The organism is Clostridium intestinale DSM 6191, from assembly GCF_900130055.1.
GTDB classification, from domain to species: Bacteria; Bacillota; Clostridia; order Clostridiales; family Clostridiaceae; genus Clostridium_T; species Clostridium_T intestinale.
Map to the genome: position 1 here is coordinate 244891 of NZ_FQXU01000007.1, position 22064 is coordinate 266954.

Below are 22064 nucleotides of genomic sequence, written 5' to 3' on the forward strand. Positions count from 1 at the left end.
TTATATTATTAAATAAATCCAATTTAAAGTATAGCTATTTAATTGTTAACAATGTTATGTTTTTGAATAATATTGTTATTTTTGTTAATAATGTCAATATGTAAATTATTTATATTATGGAGGATTTATGAGTTATTTTCAAGAGGGTAATAAACTATATAATAGTAAGAACTATCTAGAAGCATTAGATTATTACGAAAAAGCCATAAAACTTAAAGAAAACTTAGCCTGCTCATATTATAATGCAGGGGTATGTTTGATAAAAACTAAAGATTATTTAAATGCAATTACTTATATAAAAAAAGCTATAGATTTATCAGAAGATAGTAAATATTATTTTAATTTAGCTTATTCATATGCCATGCTTAATAATACTAGGAAAGCTTTGTTATACTTTAATAGAGCTTGGGCACTAAATAGCAAGGATGAAGATTGTGAAAAAGCAATAAATCTTCTCCTAAAAAAGGTTACATAGGGATTTCTTAATTTTTAAGAAATCCCTTACCATTCACCTATTACTTTTTCTTTTTTGTGATCTTCAAAAAAGTCCTTTGAATCAAAATAGTTTCCACCTTTATAAAAAGTAGGATCTACATTTATCCATCTATCTTCCTCTTTTAAGTATACTTCATTCCATGCATGTGCAACCCAAGTCTTTCCATCAAAACCTTGCCCTATTACTACTCTAACCTTTAATGAACTAGCTCTTGCCATTGCAGTAAATAGACATGCATAATCAAAACATATTCCTCTTCTATCTTTAAAAGTTACAATTGCACCTGATTTATTTCTGAAATTATCATTTAGAATCTCGGTTGCCTTATCATAATCATATTCAACATTCGATCCAACCCAGGCATAAATAGCCTTAGCTTTCTCTTTATCCGAGGATCTTTTTCTTGTGATCTCATATGCCATATTATCAATTTCACTATTTGATTTTATTCCCTCTTCTAAAGTAATTCCATTGTAATATACAATCTCATTTACAATCTTATTACTCTCAACACTACCATTTGAGTTTCCTATTTGTTCTTTAACAATCTTAACCTTAATAGAATCACCGATTAAATTAGGCAAAGCTCTTGCAAAATTCGATGTTGATATTGGGTTGAATATCTTGCTATAAAAATATTTATAACTTTTCGAATTATTTACAAGAGTTGATAAGTTATCATTAGGAACAAATGACACAACTCCATGAACTATCATTCCAAACAATAAAGCCATTATTATTCCCTGAGGAATTCTAAATATAGCTCCTATAAATCCCTTTAATAAATTCCCTCCATTATCCCACACATTTTCAACTTTAGTCAATAAAGGCTTAAATATAAGTAGATTTAGTATAAAAAATGGAATGAAACATATCCCATATATTATTATAATACTTATTAACAAGAAAATGTAATAAGAAATTTGCGGATATTTTTCAGTAAAATTACTTAAATTTATAGATATGCTTTGGATAAAGTCAATATCAAAGAAATAACTTCTATTTAAAAAGTTAATTGTTATTATAAATGAGGTAACAAAACATATACTTTCCTCAATACCCCTAATTATTTTCATAAGGTCATTTGCTCTAAATCCTCTTATTACTCCAAATATTATAGGCAACAAAAAACATGCTAGAAATAAAAAGTCTATACTATAATCTTTCATAACTCACCCTCATTAATCATTAAAATCAAGTTCTACGATTTTTTTCGTTACTTTCTTACAAGTATCATAGTCATATCCTTTTGTCATTAAAAATCTTATAAGTTTGTTTGATAATTTATATTTATCACTTTCACCTTTTGAAATAACAGCATATTTTTTATATGCTAATTTTTCAGCTACTTCCAGTTCTGAATCTTTATCAACCATATCAAGATTACTTTTTATAAACTCTTCATCTACTCCCTTTCTAATAAGAGAGTACTTTATTTTGTTTTTTCCAGAAAGTTTAATTTTATCTTTAATATACATTTGAGCATATTTCTCATCATTTATAAAATTATACTCCTTAAGAAACTCAATAGCTCTTTGAATAGAAATTTCACTAAATTCTTTAGTTAACAACTTCTCTCTTACTTCTTTTTCAGTTTTATAAGATCTTTCCATCATCTTTAAAGCAGCACTTTTACATTTTAAGTACTCTTCCTGTTCTATAACTTCCCTAAGTTCATCAACATTAACGACCTTGCCCTTAGTAAGATTATAATTATACACAAGTTCCCCAAAACAAGCAAATGCAAACTCATCATCTATAAAAACATTAACTCTATCTTTATTTCGTTTCCCAACCTCTATCTTAGTGATTTTATTCAAATAACTTCAACCTTTCTTAACTCCTCAATATATGCACCTCTGCTCTGTAGGAGTTCGAAGAACTCCATTAAATTCCTTCTCACCTAATCTTGCAGACCACCATCAAATAATTCTCTAACTTCTTAGTATATGCACCACTGCCCTGTAGAAGCCGCCTCTCAGGCTTCATCAAATCCTTCTGCCTAACGTAGCGGAACATCAAATAATTCTCTAGCTTCTCAGTATGTGCACCGTAGGCTCCCTCAATATATATTCCGCTGCCTTATATATATCTTCTGGTTTTAAAGAATCTAAATTGTGCATGTCTTTAATAAACTCAAACATGCTTTCACCTTCTAGTATTTGATGCAATACATAGTTTCCTAAATCAGTTGAGTCCTCAAGTGTTGATACCACAGCTGTTTTATGAACCTTTTTCATCAAATCAAAAGTTGATTCATCAAAAACTATATCTTTAGATTTAATTTTTTCTATACATTCATTTATAACATTAATTGCTTCTTCAACATTTTCTTCAACAAGGGAAGTAAATATATGAAGGGTTTTTACATTACTGCTTAAATCTAAATGAGTGTATACATCATAGGCAAAACCTCTTTTTTCTCTTAACTCTCTAAATAATATTGAATTAGAACTTTCACCTAATTTGTGATTTAAAATCTTAATAGGTAATTCTAATTCTTTTGGAACATCATTAAAAGAAAATAAATAAGTTATTGTAGCTTGTTCTATATCATTTTTATGACTTTCAAACACACCAGCAATATTCTTTTCTAAATTAAAGTCCTTATCCCCTATTATCTTATTGCTCCACTTATCAAAATACTTTTTAACAAGTTCTATAGCTTTATCATGATCATAACTTGATACAAAGGTCAAAACTGTATTTTTAGGCATATAATACTTGTTATAATATTCTACCAAATTTTTCCTTGAAAAAGAAGCAATACTTTTTTCTGTTCCCATAATATCATATTTTAATGGACTTTCATTAAATGCAAAAGTACTAGTTCTTCTAAAACTTAAATCTTCTACATCATCTTTACTTGTCCTTATTTCAGATAATATAACATCTCTTTCTTTTTTCATTTCTTTTATATCAAATGAGGGGTTCACTATCATATCACTTAGAATATCAACAGCATTTTCAATTTCTTCTTCTAGGCAAGTTATTGAATAAACTGTAGATGTGTAATCTGTATAAGCATTATATTCTCCACCTAAGGCTTCTAGGTCATCATTTAGCTTTTCGTTGTTTCTTGTTTTAGTTCCTTTAAACATCATGTGTTCTATAAAATGAGATATTCCCTTCTCATTTTCTTTTTCATATAGAGCCCCTATCTTAATTCCTAAATTTAAAGATGCTAATTGTGTTTCTCTCTTTATTGTTATTACTTTAAATCCATTATCTAAAACATCCTCTTTAGCATCAAAGTTAAGTCTTACCATTAAAACACTCCTTATAGTTAATTACTTTTAATATACTCTCCACTTATTATATAATATAATCTAAACTAAAACCATTTTATTTAAAAATTCAGATTATCTATATTTTTTATGTATAATAATTATTATATAATTAGACTAGAAAGGAGTTAGACCTATGAAAACTTTATTAATTGTTGAAGATGAACTTAGAATTAGATCTCTTTTAAGAGACTACTTAACTATTGAAAATTATACTATCATAGAAGCTTCAAATGGAAATGAGGGGTTGCACCTATTTAAACAAAACAAAGTAGATTTAATAATTTTAGATATCATGATGCCTGGACTAAATGGTTTAACATTAACTCAAGAAATCAGGAAAGCCTCATCTGTTCCTATAATTTTATTAACTGCTAAAAGCCAAGAAGAGGATAAATTACTCGGCTATGAATTGGGTGCAGATGACTATGTAACAAAACCTTTTTCACCAAAAGTTTTGGTTGCAAAAATCAAAGCACTTTTAAAAAGAACTTCAAAAGAAACCAATTTAACCGTATTAGAACTTGGAAAACTTTCCTTAAATAAAGATTCTATGGATGTAAGCGTAGAGGATAAACCTATTAACTTAACCCCTAAAGAGTTTGAACTTCTCGTTTTTTTAACTGACAACATAAACATAGTTTTATCAAGAGACACTATGTTAGATGGAGTATGGGGTTTTGATTATTATGGAGATTCAAGAGTAGTTGATACCACAATTAAGCGACTTAGAGAGAAGTTAACTACGGCTTCTGAATATATAGTTACTGTTAGAGGAAGCGGATATAAGTTTGAGGTAAAAGATGCGTAGTAAAATAGGAAAAAAGATTTTTTTTATTACCTTTATAGCATTAATAATATTAGTTTCTCTTATATTAATTTTTCAAAAACACTTTTTCGAGAAGTTTTATATAAACGAAAAAAACAATTCATTAATCAAATCTGTAGAGGAATTTAGAAATTCTAATTCAGCAGTAGAATATAATCAAGGAGTGGAATTATATAAAAGAGCTCTTTTGCCAGCCATGAATAAATTTGAAACTAATAATAATGCAAAAGTAGGAGTTGTAACTCCAAAAGATTCCCTTATATATATAGCTACTAATGAATATACAGAATCTTCATTTAAGCAAATATATAATAACTTGTATTTACCTAACTCTCAATATATTTCCTCCGGTAAAATCTTTGTCACTATTTCAGATAATTCAAACTTTGATCCAACTATTACTGTAGTTATCTGTAAATTGAATGATGGTTCTATTTTAATGGCAGTATCTTCTGTAGAGCCTATAAGAGAAGCTACTAGCGTTTTAAATAGATTTTTACCATATTTTATAGTTGGAACCCTTATGGTAGCTTTATTTTATTCTATGATTTTATCTAAATACATAGGAGATCCTCTTATAAAACTAAATAAAATAGCTAAAAAAATGAGTAACATGGATTTTTCTGAAAGATATACTCCTTTAGAAGATGATGAAATAAATAATCTTGGAACAACTTTAAACTTTTTATCAGAAAATCTAGAATCTGCTTTAACGGAACTTAAAAGTAAAAATGATATTCTACAAGAAGAAGTTGAACATGAAAGAAAAGTTGAAGAAATGAGAAAAGGCTTTATTGCAGATGTATCTCATGAATTAAAAACTCCTATAGGTATAATAGAAGGTTATGCAGAAGGAATTAGAGATGGCATAGTTCAGGGAGAAGCTAAAAATGATTATTTAAATATCATAATAGATGAGGCTCATAAAATGAATAAACTTGTTATGGATATGCTTGAACTATCAAAACTTCAATCAGGTAATGTTAAACCTAACATAGAAACTTTTAATATAATTAGAATGATTCAAGGTTCACTTAGAAAGTATAATGTATTAATTAGAGAAAAATCCCTAGAAGTCGTTTTTAATCCTGAATTTGAGTATTTGTATGTTGAAGGTGATACTTTTCAAATAGAACAAGTACTAAGTAATTTCATGACAAATGCTATTAAATACACACCTTCTAGTGAAAAGATAGTTATATCTATAGAGAAACTTGAAAGTAAAGTCCTAATATCTATTGAAAATCTTGGTGTCCAAATATCTAAAGATGAACTCGATAATATCTGGAACAAGTTCTATAAAATAGATAAGTCTAGAGTAAGAGATAAAAACTCATCAGGTTTAGGATTATCTATAACCAAAGGAATTCTTGATCTTCATAACAGTTCCTACGGAATACAAAACACTTCAAATGGAGTACTATCATACTTCACTTTAAACTTAAGTGCAGATGAGAAACTTGAGTAATTGAAATTTTAAAATTGAGAATCAACATTAAATAGAGAAATTCATGAAATGAATTTCTCTATTTAATTGACTATTCTTCTCTACTAATTGTCAATTAATATACTGGTTCTCAATTGTCAACTTTCCATTCTCGACTAAATAAATCCACCATCAACTGTTATTATTTGTCCAGTTAAATAAGAACTTTCATCACTGCATAAATAAGAAACTACTTCTCCTATTTCTTGAACCTTTCCAAACCTTCCTATAGGGATCTCCATTTCTAAGCTTTCTATATCTTCTTTACTCATCCAACTATTCATTTCTGTATCTATAACTCCTGGAGCCACCCCATTAATTCTAATATTACTAGGGGCCATTTCTTTAGCTAAAGCCTTAGTAAAAGAATTTATTGCTCCCTTTGTGGAAGAATATACTGCTTCGCAAGAAGCTCCTTGAACTCCCCATATTGATGATATATTAACTATTGAACCTTGTTTTCTTTCTGTCATATGAGGTAAAACAGCATGGCTCATATTTAAAGTTCCCTTCATATTAGTATCTATTAGTTCATATATCTCTTCAATACGCATATCCATAAAAAGTCCTACTTTAGATATACCTGCATTATTTATAAGTATATTAATCTTCCCAAAACTATTTATAACTTCCTGAACTAATGTTTTACACTCGTCATATATACTTACATCTGCTTTTATTATATGTCCATATCCACCTGCTTCTTTTAAAAGTTCAAGTGTTTTTTCTGCACCAGATTTATTGCTTTTATAGTTTATTACGACTGTTGCTCCTTTTTTTGAAAGCTCTAAAGCTATTCCTCTTCCTATCCCAGAAGAAGCTCCTGTAACAATTGCTACTTTTCCTTTTAAACTACTCATTTTTCCTCCTAAGCTAGTACATCCTTTAATACTCTCAATGCATTTTTATAAAATATCTTCTCAATTTCCTCCTCTTTAAATCCATTTTTAAGAAGTTCTTCTGCTAAAATTGGCATTTTTGATGCATTTTTTATTTCAACCTTATTATCAATACCATCAAAGTCACTTCCTAATGCTATTACATCTACTCCACCTACATTTTTAATGTGTTTTAAATGAAGTATCATATCTTGAATTCTAGATATCTTGCTGCCACCTAAAAAAGGAGCACAAAAGTTTAATCCCATAACTCCACCTTTTTCAGAAAGAATCTTAATCATATCATCTGTTAAGTTTCTTGAATGGTTTGTTATAGCTCTGGCATTAGAATGAGTAGCTACAAAAGGTTTTATACTTTCTCTACTTACATCATAGAAACCACCATCAGATAAATGAGAAACATCAACAATAATTCCTAAGTTATTCATTTCTCCTATTAACTCAAATCCAAAATTTTTAAGTCCCTTGCTTGAACACTCTTTTATACAATTAGGATAACCTATAGAATTCTCAAAGTTCCAGGTTAAAGTTATACCTCTTATACCTTTGTCGTATACTTTATAGAGGTTTTCCATATCTCCCTTTAAAACTTCACCTTCTTCTATTGTATATAAACATCCTATTTTACCTTTATCTTCGATAGCTTTTATATCTTCAAATCTTTTTATAACTTCTATATCCTGTTCATTTAATTTGATCTGATTTTGGAAGTTATGATACATAGCATCAAATTTCTCAAATGAATCTATTTCCTTATTTAGTTCAACAAAATAGGCAAAAAACTGAATTATAGCATTTCCTGTTTTAAGTTTCTCTATATCTACTGTACCATTACTCTTTTTTAGAGAATTTTCTCTATTATCAAGTATAAATGAAGGTGTGTCACAATGCATATCTATAAATTTCATAATATATTCTCCTTAATAATTTATGATTTTTCTCGTCAATATAATTTTACCATCATCTCCTAAATCTAAATACCATTTTATTAAATTTAATTTTCCTTCTATATATTCAATGGTAGTTATATGATTTGGATACACGCAACAACCGTCATTATAATAATACCCGCTTTCATGATTACCTAATCTTGCTTTATGAGTATGACCTGCTATAACTTTTTTATTGTTTTTAATGCTCCAATTAAGTATTCTCTTATCAACTACTTTTCTTCTAGCTATGTTTTGTGCTGGTAAAGTTGGCGTCTTTATGCCGATGGATTCAACTCTAGCCCATACATTTCTTAATAAGAAACAAGATATTCTCCAAAAGGTGCTATTTATATTATCTATTTGATGACCATGAAAAACAAAAAATTCATCTTCTCTTATTTTGAACTTTAAAGCCTCATAAAAATCTAAATCTCCATATAAAGCTTTAAGTGTTTTATAAAATTTCTCATCCTCACTTCTCTCTAAAAGACTAATAAATTCATGTTTGTATTTTTTTACAATATCATGATTTCCCCAAAACAGATAAAGCCTATACTCCTTCTTAAACTTTAATAAAATTTTAAATATCTCTTCATAATAATAACCTATATATCTGTAATCTTTATTTCTCCATAAATCATCACCATCACCTATCTCTACAAGCTTAAAATTATTCCTCAAATAATATTTAAGTGCTCCTTTATAGGTATTGTAATTATTCATCAATGGATCTTTATAACTTCCATCTCCTCTATGACAATCACTTATAAATACTACTTTATCCTTATCTTCTAAAGTTATAGTTTCTGCTTTTTTATATAATTCATCTATTATCTTATTATACATAAAACCTTTTTTAATTTATTGCTATACATTAATCTTATGTTTTTTAAAGAAAAAAATCACCATATTAAATATGATGATTTTTTATTCTTAATATAGTGAATGTTTTTCACATAGAGTTTTAACTCTTTGTTTAGCTTCCTCTAAATTTCCTTCTTTATTTTCAATTACGTAGTTTATGATACTTGCAACTTCCTTCATATCTTCTTGATTGAAGCCTCTAGTAGTTACAGCCGCTGTACCTATTCTTATTCCTGAAGTAACAAATGGACTTCTTGTTTCGTTCGGAACAGTATTTTTATTTACTGTTATACCTACTGAATCTAATAGATTTTCAGCTTCTTTACCTGTTATATCTTTATTGTTTAAATCTAGAAGTATAAGGTGATTATCTGTACCATTTGATACTATCTTAAATCCAAACTTAACTAATTCTTCTGAAAGTACTGAACAGTTCTCAACTACGTTTTTACCATATTCTTTAAAAGATGGGTCTAATGCTTCTTTAAAACATACTGCTTTTGCTGCAATTATGTGCATCAATGGACCACCTTGAATTCCAGGGAAGATATTCTTATTTAAGTCTTTTGCATACTTCTCTCTACAAAGTATAAGTCCTCCTCTAGGTCCTCTTAAAGTTTTATGAGTTGTTGAAGTTACAAACTCAGCATATGGTACTGGATTTGGATGAACTCCAGCAGCAACTAAACCTGCTATATGAGCCATATCTACCATAAATAAAGCTCCAACTTCATCACATATTTCTCTAAACTTCTTAAAATCTATAGTTCTAGAATAAGCAGAAGCTCCAGCCACTATTAACTTTGGCTTACATTCTAATGCTATTCTTCTAACTTCTTCATAGTTTATTTCTTCTGTTTCTTTATCTACTCCATAAGAAACAAAGTTAAATAACTTGCCTGAAAAGTTTACTGGTGAACCATGAGTTAAATGTCCTCCATGGCTTAAATCCATACCTAAAACTGTATCTCCTGGATTTAAAACAGTAAAATAAACTGCCATATTTGCTTGAGAACCAGAGTGTGGTTGAACATTTGCGTGTTCAGCACCAAATAATTCTTTAGCTCTTTCTATAGCTAGTTCTTCAACTTCATCAACTACGTGACATCCTCCATAATATCTTTTTGATGGATATCCTTCAGCATATTTGTTAGTAAGATATGATCCCATAGCTTCCATAACTGCCTTAGAAGTAAAGTTTTCTGATGCAATTAATTCAATTCCGTATTGTTGTCTTTCTAACTCTTTTTCAGTTAGTTTTGCTATTTCTGGATCAACTTTTTGTAGATTTGTAAAATCCATTTTAACACCCCAATTTCTATAATTTCGTAGACTAAACATGATTTGACATCATATATGGTATTGTATCATATATGACTTTAAAAATAAAACAACTTTCTCTATTCTTTTTTGAAATTACTATGCTATAATACATTCAGAATATCTTAAATCGAGGGGATTTTTATGGACATAAATAAGATACTATACGTAGCTACTTTTGCTGGCAGAATAATACTAGAAAGTGGTGGAGAAACTTATAGGGTTGAAGAAACCATAAATAGAATATGTACATCCTTTGGAATGGATGATGCAGATAGTTTTGTTACTCCAACTGGAATAATGGTATCAGCTTTTCACAAAGATAAAGGAACAGTTTCATTAATTAAAAGAGTTAAATATAGAACTGTTAACCTTGAAAAAGTTCATATGGTTAACGACTTATCAAGAAGTATAGGCCAGCAACATATGACAGTTGCAGAAGTTAATAAAGCTTTAAAAGAAATAGATAAAAGTTCAAGATATGGAACTAAAACAACTTTGTTTTTTTCTGCTTTAGGAGCTGCTGGATTTTCTGCTTTATTTGGAGGAGATATCAAAGACTTCTTTTCAGCATTTTTTATAGGTTTAATAATAAAAGCATTTTCTATATTAAGCAGTCATTTATTAATAAATGACTTTTTTATAAATAGTATAGGTGGAGCTATTGCAGCCTTATTAGCACTAGTTTGTGTTAACTTAGGACTCGCATCTAATTTAGATATGACCATTATAGGTTCAATTATGCTTCTGGTTCCAGGTCTTGCTATTACAAATGCCATTAGAGATACTATGGCAGGTGATTTAGTAGCTGGGCTTACTAGATCTGCTGAAGCTTTTTTAATAGCTTTAGCTATAGCAATTGGAACAGGTGTGGTTTTAAGTTTTTGGTTTAATTTATATGGAGGAATATAGGATGTTAAAAGAAATCTTAGTTTCATTAATAGCAACCTTTGGATTTGGAATAATCTTTAATATACATGGAAAAAATCTTATATTTGCATCTTTAGGTGGAGGTTTAGGCTGGATTGTTTATAAAACTGCCCTTAACGATGGTTTATCTTTATCCTTATCTCTGTTTTTAGCTTCAACTATTTTTTCAAGTTATTCAGAGATATGTGCTAGAATATTAAAAACCCCTGTTACAACCTTTGTAATATGTGCTTTAATACCTTTAGTTCCTGGTGGAGGAATGTATTACACAATGTATGAAGTTGTACAAGGCAACATAGATAAAGCTCTTAGCCTAGGTTTAGAGACATTAGCTTCAGCTGGTGCTTTAGCACTTGGAATAATCTTCGTGTCTACCTTAACTAGGCTAATGAGAAATTATCCTTTAAGACAAAAATAGAATTGACAAACGTCAATTCTATTTTTTTATTTTACAAAACTATTTAAGGTTTTTATTAAATTTTCTAATCCCTCTTCGTTATCGCTGCCTTCTTCTATACCTATGCAATTTCTAGCATAGTCTTCTAGAATAAGTCCTCCTACTTTGTTTATAGCAGCTCTTATAGCTGATATTTGGACTAAAACATCTGAGCAGCATACGTTTTTATCTATCATTCCTTGAATACCTTTAACTTGGCCTTCAATTCGCTTTAATCGTGTTAATATATTCTTCTTCAAAGCTTCATCATTTTCCATAAAATCATCTCCTTTATATAATGTCTCGCTATTATAAATTTACTATCTATATAACAGGAGCCGCTATACCCATACCTGGTATATAACTAGTATATATTATAATCATTATTTTATGCAATAATAGATTAGGCCTATATATCTATAAAAATAAACCTTAGAACACAAATCTAATGTATTCTAAGGTTTTATTAATTATTTTTTAAATATTCCAAATGGTTTTCCAACTGGTAAAAATACTTTACCAAAGTGTGGATTAAGCACTGCTGCTGCAGAACCATAAAAAGAAAATAATGCTATTAACAGTTCTGAGTAGGCTGCTAAGTTATGTGTAAACTCTGTAGCTATTTCAAAAGATGAAAGAGTTAATCCTAAAAATAAGAAATCAATTAAAACAAATATTATAAATAAAACCTTATATGTTTCCATTGCTCCTACTGTCATAAAAATTGAGAATATTAAATATCCTAAATATGCAAATCCAAGTTGTTTAGGATCTACACTGGAAGCTAAAGCAGCTCCAAATACTCCATTTTTTATCATCCAAGATGCTCCTACTGCAAGCCAAAAGAAACCAAAGGCTCCAAAAGCCGTTGTTCCAAAAACATTTTGTCTTTTTGAATCATTAAAGCAAGCAAATAATTGTGCAAATCCTCCTAAGAAAATTGCCCAAGGTAAAACAAAAGATACTCCATCTGTTAAACCAAGTTTTTGTGAAGAAGCTACGATCGTTACCATAGCAAGTCCAAATAGTCCTAATGCTGACGGATCTGCATTTAGGATTTTTACATTTTGTGTTTGATTGTTCATGGTTACCCCCACTATTTTATTTATTAAATCCAGAGTATAATTTATCAAAATTTGTCGAACTTGTCAAAGGTTATATTTTCATTTTTTCATTATATAGGGTTAAAATTTTAAACCTTGAAGATTTTAAATATATAAGCAAAAAAATCCAGCCTCATAAGAGACTGGATTTTCATTAATTATTCAACATTTATCTTAGCTATACCTAGTTCTGATAATTGTTTTTCATCTACAACATTAGGTGCTTCTGTCATTGGGCAGAAAGCATTTTGGTTTTTAGGGAAGGCAATAACATCTTTTATGTTATCTGTTCCAGCTAAGAACATTATCATTCTGTCAAGTCCAAAAGCTAATCCTCCATGTGGTGGTGGACCATACTTAAATGCTTCAAGTAAGAAACCGAATTTCTCCCAAGCGCTTTCTTTCGTAAATCCTAAAACTTCGAACATCTTAGCTTGAAGAGAAGTATCGTGAATTCTTATAGAACCTCCACCAAGTTCTTCACCATTTAAAACTAAGTCATATGCTTTAGCTCTAACTCTACCTGGTTCTGACTCTAAGAACTCAATATCTTCGTCCATAGGTGATGTAAATGGATGGTGAGCTGCAAAGTATCTTCCTTCTTCTTCATCATATTCAAATAATGGGAACTCAGTTATCCAGCAGAAATTAAATTCATTTTTATCCTTAATTAAGTCGAACTTTTTAGCAAGTTCTAATCTTAATTGACCGAGTCCTTGGAATACTACAGAATTTTTATCTGCTAGTATTAATATCATATCTCCTTTTTCTGCCTTCATCTTATCAATTACAGCATTCATTTCTTCTTCTTTTAAGAATTTTGATATAGGAGATTTTATTTCATCTTCTTTTAATTGAATCCAAGCTAATCCCTTAGCCTTAAATGTCTTAACGAATTCACCTAATCTGTCAATATCTTTTCTTCCCATGGAAGCTCCACCTTTTAAGCATAAAGCTCTAACTGAACCGCCATTTTCAATTGCATCTTTAAACACTTTAAAATCGCAAGCTTTAACTTCATCAGTTAAATCAGTGATTTCCATTCCAAATCTTAAGTCAGGTTTATCTGAACCGTATTTCTCCATAGCTTCTTTATAAACCATTCTTCTTATAGGAAGTTTAACATCTGCTCCTATAACATCTTTAAATACTTTTTGAATTAAACCTTCATTAACAGCTATAACATCATCTTGCTCAACGAAACTCATCTCTAAGTCTATTTGAGTAAATTCTGGTTGTCTGTTTGCTCTTAAATCTTCATCTCTAAAACACTTAACTATTTGGAAGTACTTATCGAATCCTGACACCATAAGTAATTGTTTAAATAATTGTGGTGATTGAGGAAGTGCATAAAACATTCCTGGATAGTTTCTTGAAGGAACTAAGTAGTCTCTAGCACCTTCTGGTGTACTTTTTGTAAGCATAGGAGTTTCAACTTCTAAAAATCCATTATCAATTAGATAGTTTCTAACAGAGTTAGTAGCTTTACTTCTAATCATGAAGATTTTTTGCATATCTCCTCTTCTTAAATCTAGATATCTATATTTAAGTCTTATATTTTCAGCTGCATCTAAATTATCCTTTATGTATATAGGAGGAGTTTCAGATTCTGATAATATCTTAATAGATTCTCCTTTAAGTTCTACCATACCTGTAGGCATATTTGCATTTGGAGATTCTCTTCTAATAACTTCTCCAGTTACAGCTATACAATATTCTGGTCTTACTTTGTCAGCCTTCTCAAAAGCTTCTTTATTTATCTCTTCACCAAAAACTACTTGTAAAATTCCAGTTCTATCTCTTAAATCAAGGAATTCTAATCCACCTAGATTTCTATTTCTTTGAACCCATCCCATAACAGTAACTTTACTGCTTATATGTTCTTCTCTAAGTTCACCACACATAATGGTTCTTTTTAATCCATTTAAGGCTTCGCCCATGCTTTTGTCCTCCTAATTACTTTACTATTATATTCTTAATTTCCTCTAAGGAATCTAATTTAACTTCGAATATTTCTCCATCGCTCATTCTCTTAAGCTTTGCAGTTTTATTAGTTATTTCATCTTCACCTAATATCATTGAATATGATGCATTTATTCTGTTGCTATGTTTCATCTGAGCTTTTACGCTCTTTTTCATGTGATCACATTCACACTTAACTCCAAGTTTTCTAAGCTTATAAGTTAATGAAAAAGCTTCTAATCTAGCCACATCTCCAATTGAACCTATAAAAATATCCATGTAGTTTGGCTCAGGAATTTCTATTCCCTCTTCTTCTAAAGTTAAAAGAAGTCTTTCAAGTCCTAATCCAAAACCTATAGCTGGAGTTTCAGGACCGCCCATTTCGCTTATTAGGTAGTCATACCTTCCACCACCACAAACAGTAATATCTTTATTTATAATTTCAAAAACGGTTTTAGAATAGTAATCAAGTCCTCTAACTATTTTAGAATCTATTTGATAGTTAATGTTCATAACTTCAAGATACTTCTTTAAATCATCAAAGTGATCATTACATTCATCACATAAAAAATCCAAAATTACAGGAGCATTTTTAGTAATTTCCTTACACTTCTTTTCTTTACAGTCTAAAATTCTCATAGGATTTTTTTCAAATCTACCCTTGCAAGTTTCACAAAGACCGTCATAGTTTGCTTCTAAAAACTCTCTTAATGCCTTATTAAAGTTAGGTCTGCACTTAGGGCATCCAAGACTATTTATGTTTAAAGTTAAACCTTTTATTCCAAACTCATCTAAAGCTCTCATTGCCAAAGATATAACCTCGGCATCTACAGAAGCTTCTTTTGCTCCAAAAACTTCAATTCCATATTGATGGAATTGTCTAAGTCTTCCCTTTTGCATCTTTTCATATCTAAAACAAGGCGTAAAATAACAAAGTTTTGTTGGCTGAGGATCTGCATAAATAGAATTTTCTATAAATGCTCTTACAGCTGGAGCTGTTCCCTCTGGCTTAAGAGTTATACTTCTTTCTCCCTTATCTAAAAAAGTATACATCTCCTTTTGAACTACATCAGTAGTTTCTCCAACTCCTCTTAAGAAAAGTTCTGTATGCTCAAAAATAGGAGTTCTTATCTCCTTAATTCCATACTCTTCAGATAACTTTTTTAATTTTTCTTCTACAAAATGCCACTTGTACCCATCCTTAGGCAACATGTCTTTAGTACCTTTTGGCGCTTGAATCTTCTCCATTAAATATCCTCCCTACTTATATAAGGTATTAAGTAAACTAATTTTATTTTCTATCATCTCATCTATTCTGTTAATGTACTCATTAACATCTTTAACATTTGCAGTTCTCTCTATTCGATTTTCATCTTTAAAAACAACTTTAGATACTGCATCTGCTCCTAACGCTATTATAGTTTCTATGTCTTCAATCATAACTATATTATAAACACATTCACTACCCTCTTTAGAATAACCTATATTCTCCATATTTCCAACCATATTTTTCTGTCTATACATATAGTAAGGGTTCATTCCTAACTCTTCTGATAGCTCTCTTGTTTTATCGTACATCTCTTTTAGTTCTTCTTGTTTAGGTCTATAAAGTTTTCTTCCTAAAACTAATTCTTCATGTAACCTTGATGCACGTTTTATAGACATGCCATGAACTGTTAAAGAATCTGGTTTTAAGTCCATTATTTCTTTATAAGAATTATTAACTTCTTGTATTCCTTCTCCTGGAAGTCCTACTATTATATCCATGTTTATATTTTCAAAACCTAACTTTCTAGCTAAGTTAAATTTCTCAACTACAGCTTCTTTTGTATGACCTCTACCTATAGTACGAAGAGTTTCATTGTTCATACTCTGAGGGTTTATACTTATTCTAGATACTTCATAATTTTTCATAGTTATAAGTTTCTCTTCAGTTATAGAATCTGGTCTTCCACACTCTACTGTAAACTCTAAAGGTTTAAAAGGAGTTATGATCTTTTCATATATAACCTTCATCAAATCCTCAAAATCTTCATTGTTTACGGAAGTAGGAGTACCTCCTCCAAAATAAACAGTGTTGACTTTAATCGACTTACTTAAGATATATTCATTTATAGCATTAATTTCTTTCTTCAAGGCTTCCAAATAAGTTGGTACTTGTTTCTTACAAGCAGAGATTGGATTGGACGCAAAAGAACAGTAAAGACACCTAGTTGGGCAAAAAGGCATTCCTACATAAATGCTAACTTGGTCTTTACTACTCTTTAAAAACTTCTCTTCTCTTTTAGCAACTTCAATACACAACTTGCTTTTTTCAGCTGAAGCTAGATATGACTCTTTGTAAGTAGCTACAATCTCATCTTCACTTTTTCCATCTTTAAGTAGAGATGATGCTATTTTGCTTGGTCTTATACCAACCATTGTCCCCCAAGGATGTTCTTCTCCTGTAACTTCAGTTAAGAACTTAAATACACCTCTTTTTATGGACTCTTTTTTATTTTCCTTAAGCTCATAAGCTTTTTCATGGTCCTTATGATTTAAGGTCATCTTGTCTGATTCAATAAATACCTTAAAGCCATTAGACTCTGACTTATTTATCAAAACATCTTCAAGCAGATAAAATATATTAAATATTAGAAATACGTCGTATCTAAAATTCTCATCATTAAGTTCTATATTAATTGCCATTCTTTTTCCCCTATCTAATAAAAGGATTGTTCTTTTTTTCAAATCCTATGGAGGATTTAGGACCATGTCCTGGATATACAACTACATTGTCATCAAGTACAAATAACTTTTCTTTTATACTTTTTGTAAGAGTTCTTGAATCTCCACCATCAAAGTCTGTTCTTCCAACACCTAGTTGGAACAAAGTATCTCCTGAAAAAAGATGGGCATTATCTACAAGAAAACTAATTCCTCCTGGTGAATGTCCTGGTGTATGAATACACTTTATTTCAAAACCTGCTAGGTTTAAAACATCTCCATCTTTGATTAATTTATCTGTTTTAGGAATCTTACCAAAAACATAAGCTCCATCCATGTAAATTATCTCATCTTCGCAAATATAAAAAGGAGCTCCTGTTAGGTTTTTCATGTCAACTACTCCACCTACATGATCAAAGTGCCCATGAGTTAAAAGTATTGCTTCTATTTTAGCTCCTAAAGAGTTTATTATATTATTTAGATACTCCGCATCTCCACCTGGATCTATTATGAAGCCTTTTTTTGTTTCTTCATTTACTATGATGTAACAATTAGCTCCAAGTTGACCAGCTTCAACTCCTTTTATAAGCATAGTTCATTCCTCCTAAAAATTCTTTTTACTATCTAGAAGTAAGGTAACAGGTCCATCGTTTATTATCTCAACTTCCATATCAGCTCCAAACTCTCCAGTTTGAATTTTAAGTCTCTCTGTTTTACAAAGCTCTATAAAATCATTATATAGTTTTACAGCTTCTTCTCCACCTAAGGCTTCTATAAAACTTGGTCTTCTTCCTTTTCTTGCATCTCCATACAAAGTAAATTGAGATATTATAAGAAGTTCTCCCTTAATATCCTTTACAGAAAGATTCATTTTATCATTTTCATCGGAGAAGATTCTTAAGTTAAAAATCTTCTCTTTAATATATTTAAGATCTTCATCATTATCGTCTTTAGTTATACCAACTAGCACATTGATGCCTTTTGATATCTCACCTATTGTCTCTCCATTAACTTTAACGCTACTTCTCTTAACTCTTTGTACTACCGCTCTCAAACTCTTAGCACTTCCTTTAGTTATTCATTCTATAAACATCAAGAACACCTTTAAGTTTTCTTAACTTTTTCATTAAATCTTTTAGTTGATCGATACTATCTATTTTGATTTTTATGTTAGTAACAGTTAGGTTTCCTTTTAGGGTTTTAGCATTTACTGCATTTACACTAATTTTTGCTTCACTTAAAATCAGCATAACTTCTGCAAGTAGACCCATTCTATCTTCTGCCTCTACTTGAAGTTCAGCAGTATAAGCTGTTCCTTTAGAAACTCCCCAACTTACTTCAACTATTCTTGTTTCTTCGTTATCTTCAAGTTCTTTAACATTTAAGCAATCTTTTCTATGAACTGAAACACCTCTACCTTTAGTTATGTATCCAATAATGTCATCCCCAGGTACAGGATTACAACATTTTGCAAATCTTATCATTATATTACTTAAGCCTTTAACGGTTATTCCATAAGACTTATTAATATTTTTCATTTTTTGTGCTTTAGCAGCATTTTCTTCAATTGTTTTATTTATATTTTCTAAAACCTGTTTATCATCTGGAGCTACTTCTTCTTTAAGTCTTCCTAAAACCATAGAAGCTGATACTACTCCAGTTCCTACTGCTGCATATATGTCTTCTTGATTATGGAGATTATATCTCTTTAAGAACTTTTCGTATAACTCTCCTTTAGTGAGTTCAGAAAAAGTTACAGCCTGTCTTTTAGCTTCTTTTTCAATTAACTCTTTTCCTTTATATATATGCTCATCTCTTTGAGCTCTCTTAAACCATTGTTTTATCTTGCTTTTTGCTTGATTACTCTTAACAATACTTACCCAATCTATATTAGGTCCTTTAGCTGTAGCACTAGTCATAATCTCTACAATCTGACCAGTTTTTAAGTTATAATCAAGTGGAACCATCTTTCCATTAACTTTAGCGCCTACACATCTATTGCCCACATCAGTATGTATCTTATAAGCAAAATCAATAGGCGTAGATTCTGATGGAAGGTTTATTACAACTCCTTTAGGAGTAAAAACAAATATCTCATCGGAAAATAAATCTATCTTAAAACCTTCAATGAATTCTTCTGCATCTGAGGTCTCTTTACCCCATTCAAGCATATCTCTAAGCCAAGTTAACTTTTGTTCAAAAGTTTCTCCCTTAGAGTTATCCCCTTCTTTATACTTCCAGTGAGCTGCTATACCATACTCAGCTGTTTTATGCATTTCAAAGGTTCTAATCTGAATCTCAAAGGTTTTCCCTTGTGGTCCTATAACTGTTGTATGTAGTGATTGATACATATTAGGTTTAGGCATAGCTATATAGTCTTTAAATCTGCCTGGAATAGGTTTGTATATAGTGTGTACAATTCCTAAAGATGCATAACAGTCTTTAACAGAATTAACTAAAATTCTAATGGCAGTTAAATCAAAAATCTGCTCTATGCTTTTGTTTTTGTTAACCATCTTTTTATAAATACTATAAAAATGTTTTGGTCTTCCTTCTATGTCCGATTCAATTCCAGATTGAGATAGCTTATCCTTCATTTCTTGAATTATATCATCAATAAAAGCTTCTCTTTCTTTTCTTTTTTCTGCTATCTGATGAACAAGATCGTAATATTCTTGTTGATGCATATATCTAAAAGCTAAATCTTCTAGCTCCCATTTAATCTTTGATATACCTAATCTATGAGCTAAAGGAGCGTAGATATCCAAAGTTTCTTTCGCCTTTTGTTTTTGCTTTTCCTCGCTCATGTATTTTAAAGTTCTCATGTTATGAAGCCTATCTGCAAGCTTTATTATGATAACTCTAATATCCTTAGCCATTGCTAAAAGCATTTTTCTTACATTATCAGCCTGCTGTTCTTCTTTAGACTTATATTTTATCTGTCCAAGCTTAGTTACCCCTTCAACTAAGTCTGCAACTTCTTTATTAAAAAGCCTTTCTAGATCAGCATGACTATATTCGGTGTCCTCAATTACATCATGAAGTAATCCAGCTACAATAGTATTCGTATCCATACCAAGTTCAGCTAAAATGCCTGCAACATCTAATGGATGAATTATGTACGGTTCTCCAGACTCTCTTTTTTGACTTGAATGCGCCTCATTAGCCAAATTATATGCTTTCTCTACTAGAGAACAATCTATGTTATTGCAATTTATATTGATTTTTTTCATTAAGTTATCAAGCATATGGATTACTCTCCCCTAAAATAATATAATTAAATGCAAAGGCTGGTATTTATACCAGCCATATTTAACTTATATTATATATCAACAGATATTGTTTTTCAAGAAATTTAAATATCATACTTAAGCAAAGTCATTATATCATGACCTACTAATTTATCTCTGCCTTTTAACTCTTCTAATTCAATAACAAAGTTTAGAGAAACAACTTCTCCACCAACTTTTTCAACAAGTTTAGTAACCGCTTCTATAGTTCCACCTGTAGCTAAAAGATCGTCAACTATAGCCACTCTTTGTCCAGGTTTAATAGCATCTTCATGAATCTCTAATGCATCAGTACCATACTCTAAAGCATATTCTATCTTTGTTGTTTTATAAGGAAGTTTACCTGGCTTTCTAACTGGTACAAAACCCACTCCTAAAGCATAAGCTACAGGAACTCCAAATATAAATCCTCTTGCTTCTGGTCCAACGATTAAATCTACATTTTTATCTTTTAAATAACTTACCATTTGGTCGATAGAATATCTAAACGCTTCCCCATCTCCAATTAAAGTACTTATATCTTTAAAGCTTATACCTGCTTTAGGAAAGTCCTCTATTATTCTTACTTTTTCTTTTAAATCCATTTTATGAATCCCCCTAATTAATTGTAGATAATTTTTTTTTCTCAAAATTAAGATATTTAACAATCTGCTCAGCCCTATCTTTATCAGAAGTTGTTAAAAGCTCAACTACTATTTTTGCAGTATCCATTTTGCTAACTGAGCTGCTTTTAGGCTTAAGTAATTCTAAAATACTATCTATGTTATGTTTTTCTATGGCTTCTATATTTAAATACTCAAGAATCGAGCTTAATCCATAGTTATCTGTTTGCTTTAAATATGTAAGTCCTTCCTTTAAAAAAACCTTATTCTCACCAGTTTCTTCACTTGCGTTATAAACGCTGCCTAAGAAAATCAGATCTAAGTACCTGTTTATACTTTTCATATTATAGTATATTGCTATAGCCTGCATAAGTTTAAAGGTTAAAGCAGAAATTGATAAATTTTTATATCTGTATGAACATCCTATTTGATTTGGATTTATGTAAATTGTGTTATATACTTTCTTAGGTTTTATGTTTTCTAGTACAATTGTTTCTATATTCAAAGATTCACAGAGTTCTAACTCCTTTGTACTCTTAAAGGTACATCCAACAGTAATCAGTAAATCTGCTCCTAAAAAGTGTATTCTATTTTTTATATCCTCTTCTTTTATAATATGCTCAGAATTTGAGGTTTCCTCGATACAATATTCTACATCACCATTTAAATATTTAAGTATGAGAATTAGAGAAGATAAAGCACAAATACCATCTACATCACATCGTCCATAAACTACAATCTTTTTCCTAGAGTTTATAGCGTCTACTAGTTTCTCTATGGCTTTATTCATATTTTTTATTATAAAGGGATTATATCCTGATATATAATTCGGGCGATAAATCTGCTCCCATTGTTTGCTCATCTCTAAACTCCTCCATATTTATCTAAGGCTAGATGCTATTAATATAACATTTTATCTAAT

Annotated in this window: 22 protein-coding genes; 5 read left to right on the top strand and 17 right to left on the bottom strand. The window is 30.1% G+C overall.

Annotated features, from left to right (window positions below; all coding sequences use genetic code 11):
* Positions 1–127: 127 nt before the first annotated feature.
* A complete protein-coding gene (locus tag BUA92_RS12135) occupies positions 128–475 on the top strand; it encodes a tetratricopeptide repeat protein (RefSeq protein ID WP_073019889.1) in 348 nt (115 codons plus the stop codon).
* Between the two features lie 26 nt (positions 476–501).
* Here BUA92_RS12135 and BUA92_RS12140 read toward each other — a convergent pair whose 3' ends face one another.
* The 3 genes from BUA92_RS12140 to BUA92_RS12150 form a co-directional block, all read right to left on the bottom strand.
* Positions 502–1665 (bottom strand): transglutaminase-like domain-containing protein, encoded by a 1164-nt coding sequence (locus tag BUA92_RS12140; protein ID WP_073019891.1) that lies wholly within the window; start codon positions 1663–1665, stop codon positions 502–504.
* A 12-nt stretch (positions 1666–1677) separates the two neighbouring features.
* Positions 1678–2316, bottom strand: a complete 639-nt coding sequence (gene recX, locus BUA92_RS12145; RefSeq protein WP_073019893.1) for a recombination regulator RecX — start codon at positions 2314–2316, stop codon at positions 1678–1680.
* 210 nt (positions 2317–2526) lie between these two features.
* On the bottom strand, positions 2527–3765 hold the full coding sequence (locus BUA92_RS12150; protein ID WP_073019895.1) for a M16 family metallopeptidase: 1239 nt from the start codon (positions 3763–3765) through the stop codon (positions 2527–2529).
* A 154-nt stretch (positions 3766–3919) separates the two neighbouring features.
* Between BUA92_RS12150 and BUA92_RS12155 the strand changes: the two genes are divergently transcribed.
* Both BUA92_RS12155 and BUA92_RS12160 read left to right on the top strand, forming a co-directional pair.
* Complete coding sequence (locus BUA92_RS12155; RefSeq protein WP_073019897.1) at positions 3920–4594, top strand: response regulator transcription factor; 675 nt, start codon at positions 3920–3922, stop codon at positions 4592–4594.
* Positions 4587–6080 carry a sensor histidine kinase gene (locus tag BUA92_RS12160; RefSeq protein ID WP_073019900.1) on the top strand — a complete coding sequence of 498 codons (1494 nt, stop codon included), beginning with the start codon at positions 4587–4589 and terminating at the stop codon, positions 6078–6080. Before BUA92_RS12155 ends, BUA92_RS12160 begins: the two co-directional genes overlap by 8 nt.
* A 134-nt stretch (positions 6081–6214) precedes the next feature.
* On the opposite strand, the gene ymfI is transcribed toward BUA92_RS12160, so the two are convergent.
* From ymfI to glyA, 4 genes are all read right to left on the bottom strand, one after another.
* On the bottom strand, positions 6215–6958 hold the full coding sequence (gene ymfI, locus BUA92_RS12165; RefSeq protein WP_073019902.1) for an elongation factor P 5-aminopentanone reductase: 744 nt from the start codon (positions 6956–6958) through the stop codon (positions 6215–6217).
* An 8-nt stretch (positions 6959–6966) separates the two neighbouring features.
* Positions 6967–7905, bottom strand: a complete 939-nt coding sequence (locus tag BUA92_RS12170; protein ID WP_073019904.1) for a dipeptidase — start codon at positions 7903–7905, stop codon at positions 6967–6969.
* 12 nt (positions 7906–7917) lie between these two features.
* Complete coding sequence (locus BUA92_RS12175) at positions 7918–8775, bottom strand: metallophosphoesterase (protein WP_073019906.1); 858 nt, start codon at positions 8773–8775, stop codon at positions 7918–7920.
* An 87-nt stretch (positions 8776–8862) separates the two neighbouring features.
* Positions 8863–10095, bottom strand: a complete 1233-nt coding sequence (gene glyA / locus BUA92_RS12180) for a serine hydroxymethyltransferase (protein WP_073019909.1) — start codon at positions 10093–10095, stop codon at positions 8863–8865.
* A 162-nt stretch (positions 10096–10257) separates the two neighbouring features.
* On the opposite strand from glyA, the gene BUA92_RS12185 reads away from it, so the two are divergent.
* Together BUA92_RS12185 and BUA92_RS12190 are read left to right on the top strand one after the other, a co-directional pair.
* Positions 10258–11025: a threonine/serine exporter family protein gene (locus BUA92_RS12185; protein ID WP_073019911.1), complete on the top strand. Its 768-nt coding sequence runs from the start codon at positions 10258–10260 to the stop codon at positions 11023–11025.
* 1 nt (position 11026) lies between these two features.
* Complete coding sequence (locus tag BUA92_RS12190; RefSeq protein WP_073019913.1) at positions 11027–11461, top strand: threonine/serine exporter family protein; 435 nt, start codon at positions 11027–11029, stop codon at positions 11459–11461.
* Between the two features lie 26 nt (positions 11462–11487).
* Here BUA92_RS12190 and BUA92_RS12195 read toward each other — a convergent pair whose 3' ends face one another.
* The 10 genes from BUA92_RS12195 to BUA92_RS12240 form a co-directional block, all read right to left on the bottom strand.
* The gene (locus BUA92_RS12195; RefSeq protein ID WP_021801350.1) at positions 11488–11757 is read right to left on the bottom strand and encodes a metal-sensitive transcriptional regulator; all 270 of its coding nucleotides are present in this window, start codon (positions 11755–11757) and stop codon (positions 11488–11490) included.
* A 192-nt stretch (positions 11758–11949) separates the two neighbouring features.
* Positions 11950–12564, bottom strand: coding sequence for an acetate uptake transporter (locus BUA92_RS12200; RefSeq protein ID WP_073019915.1), 615 nt, complete (start codon positions 12562–12564; stop codon positions 11950–11952).
* A gap of 176 nt (positions 12565–12740) precedes the next feature.
* Positions 12741–14522, bottom strand: coding sequence for an aspartate--tRNA ligase (gene aspS / locus BUA92_RS12205; RefSeq protein ID WP_073019917.1), 1782 nt, complete (start codon positions 14520–14522; stop codon positions 12741–12743).
* 16 nt (positions 14523–14538) lie between these two features.
* Positions 14539–15792 (bottom strand): histidine--tRNA ligase, encoded by a 1254-nt coding sequence (gene hisS, locus BUA92_RS12210; protein ID WP_073019919.1) that lies wholly within the window; start codon positions 15790–15792, stop codon positions 14539–14541.
* Positions 15793–15804: 12 nt separating this feature from the next.
* The gene (locus BUA92_RS12215) at positions 15805–17232 is read right to left on the bottom strand and encodes a coproporphyrinogen III oxidase (protein WP_073019921.1); all 1428 of its coding nucleotides are present in this window, start codon (positions 17230–17232) and stop codon (positions 15805–15807) included.
* Positions 17233–17242: 10 nt separating this feature from the next.
* Positions 17243–17842, bottom strand: a complete 600-nt coding sequence (locus tag BUA92_RS12220; RefSeq protein ID WP_073019923.1) for an MBL fold metallo-hydrolase — start codon at positions 17840–17842, stop codon at positions 17243–17245.
* Positions 17843–17854: 12 nt separating this feature from the next.
* Positions 17855–18304: a D-aminoacyl-tRNA deacylase gene (gene dtd / locus BUA92_RS12225; protein ID WP_073019925.1), complete on the bottom strand. Its 450-nt coding sequence runs from the start codon at positions 18302–18304 to the stop codon at positions 17855–17857.
* A 16-nt stretch (positions 18305–18320) separates the two neighbouring features.
* Positions 18321–20498: a RelA/SpoT family protein gene (locus BUA92_RS12230; protein WP_073019927.1), complete on the bottom strand. Its 2178-nt coding sequence runs from the start codon at positions 20496–20498 to the stop codon at positions 18321–18323.
* A 107-nt stretch (positions 20499–20605) separates the two neighbouring features.
* Positions 20606–21124, bottom strand: a complete 519-nt coding sequence (locus BUA92_RS12235; protein ID WP_073019929.1) for an adenine phosphoribosyltransferase — start codon at positions 21122–21124, stop codon at positions 20606–20608.
* Positions 21125–21137: 13 nt separating this feature from the next.
* A complete protein-coding gene (locus BUA92_RS12240) occupies positions 21138–22004 on the bottom strand; it encodes a DHH family phosphoesterase (RefSeq protein WP_073019931.1) in 867 nt (288 codons plus the stop codon).
* Positions 22005–22064 lie beyond the last annotated feature (60 nt).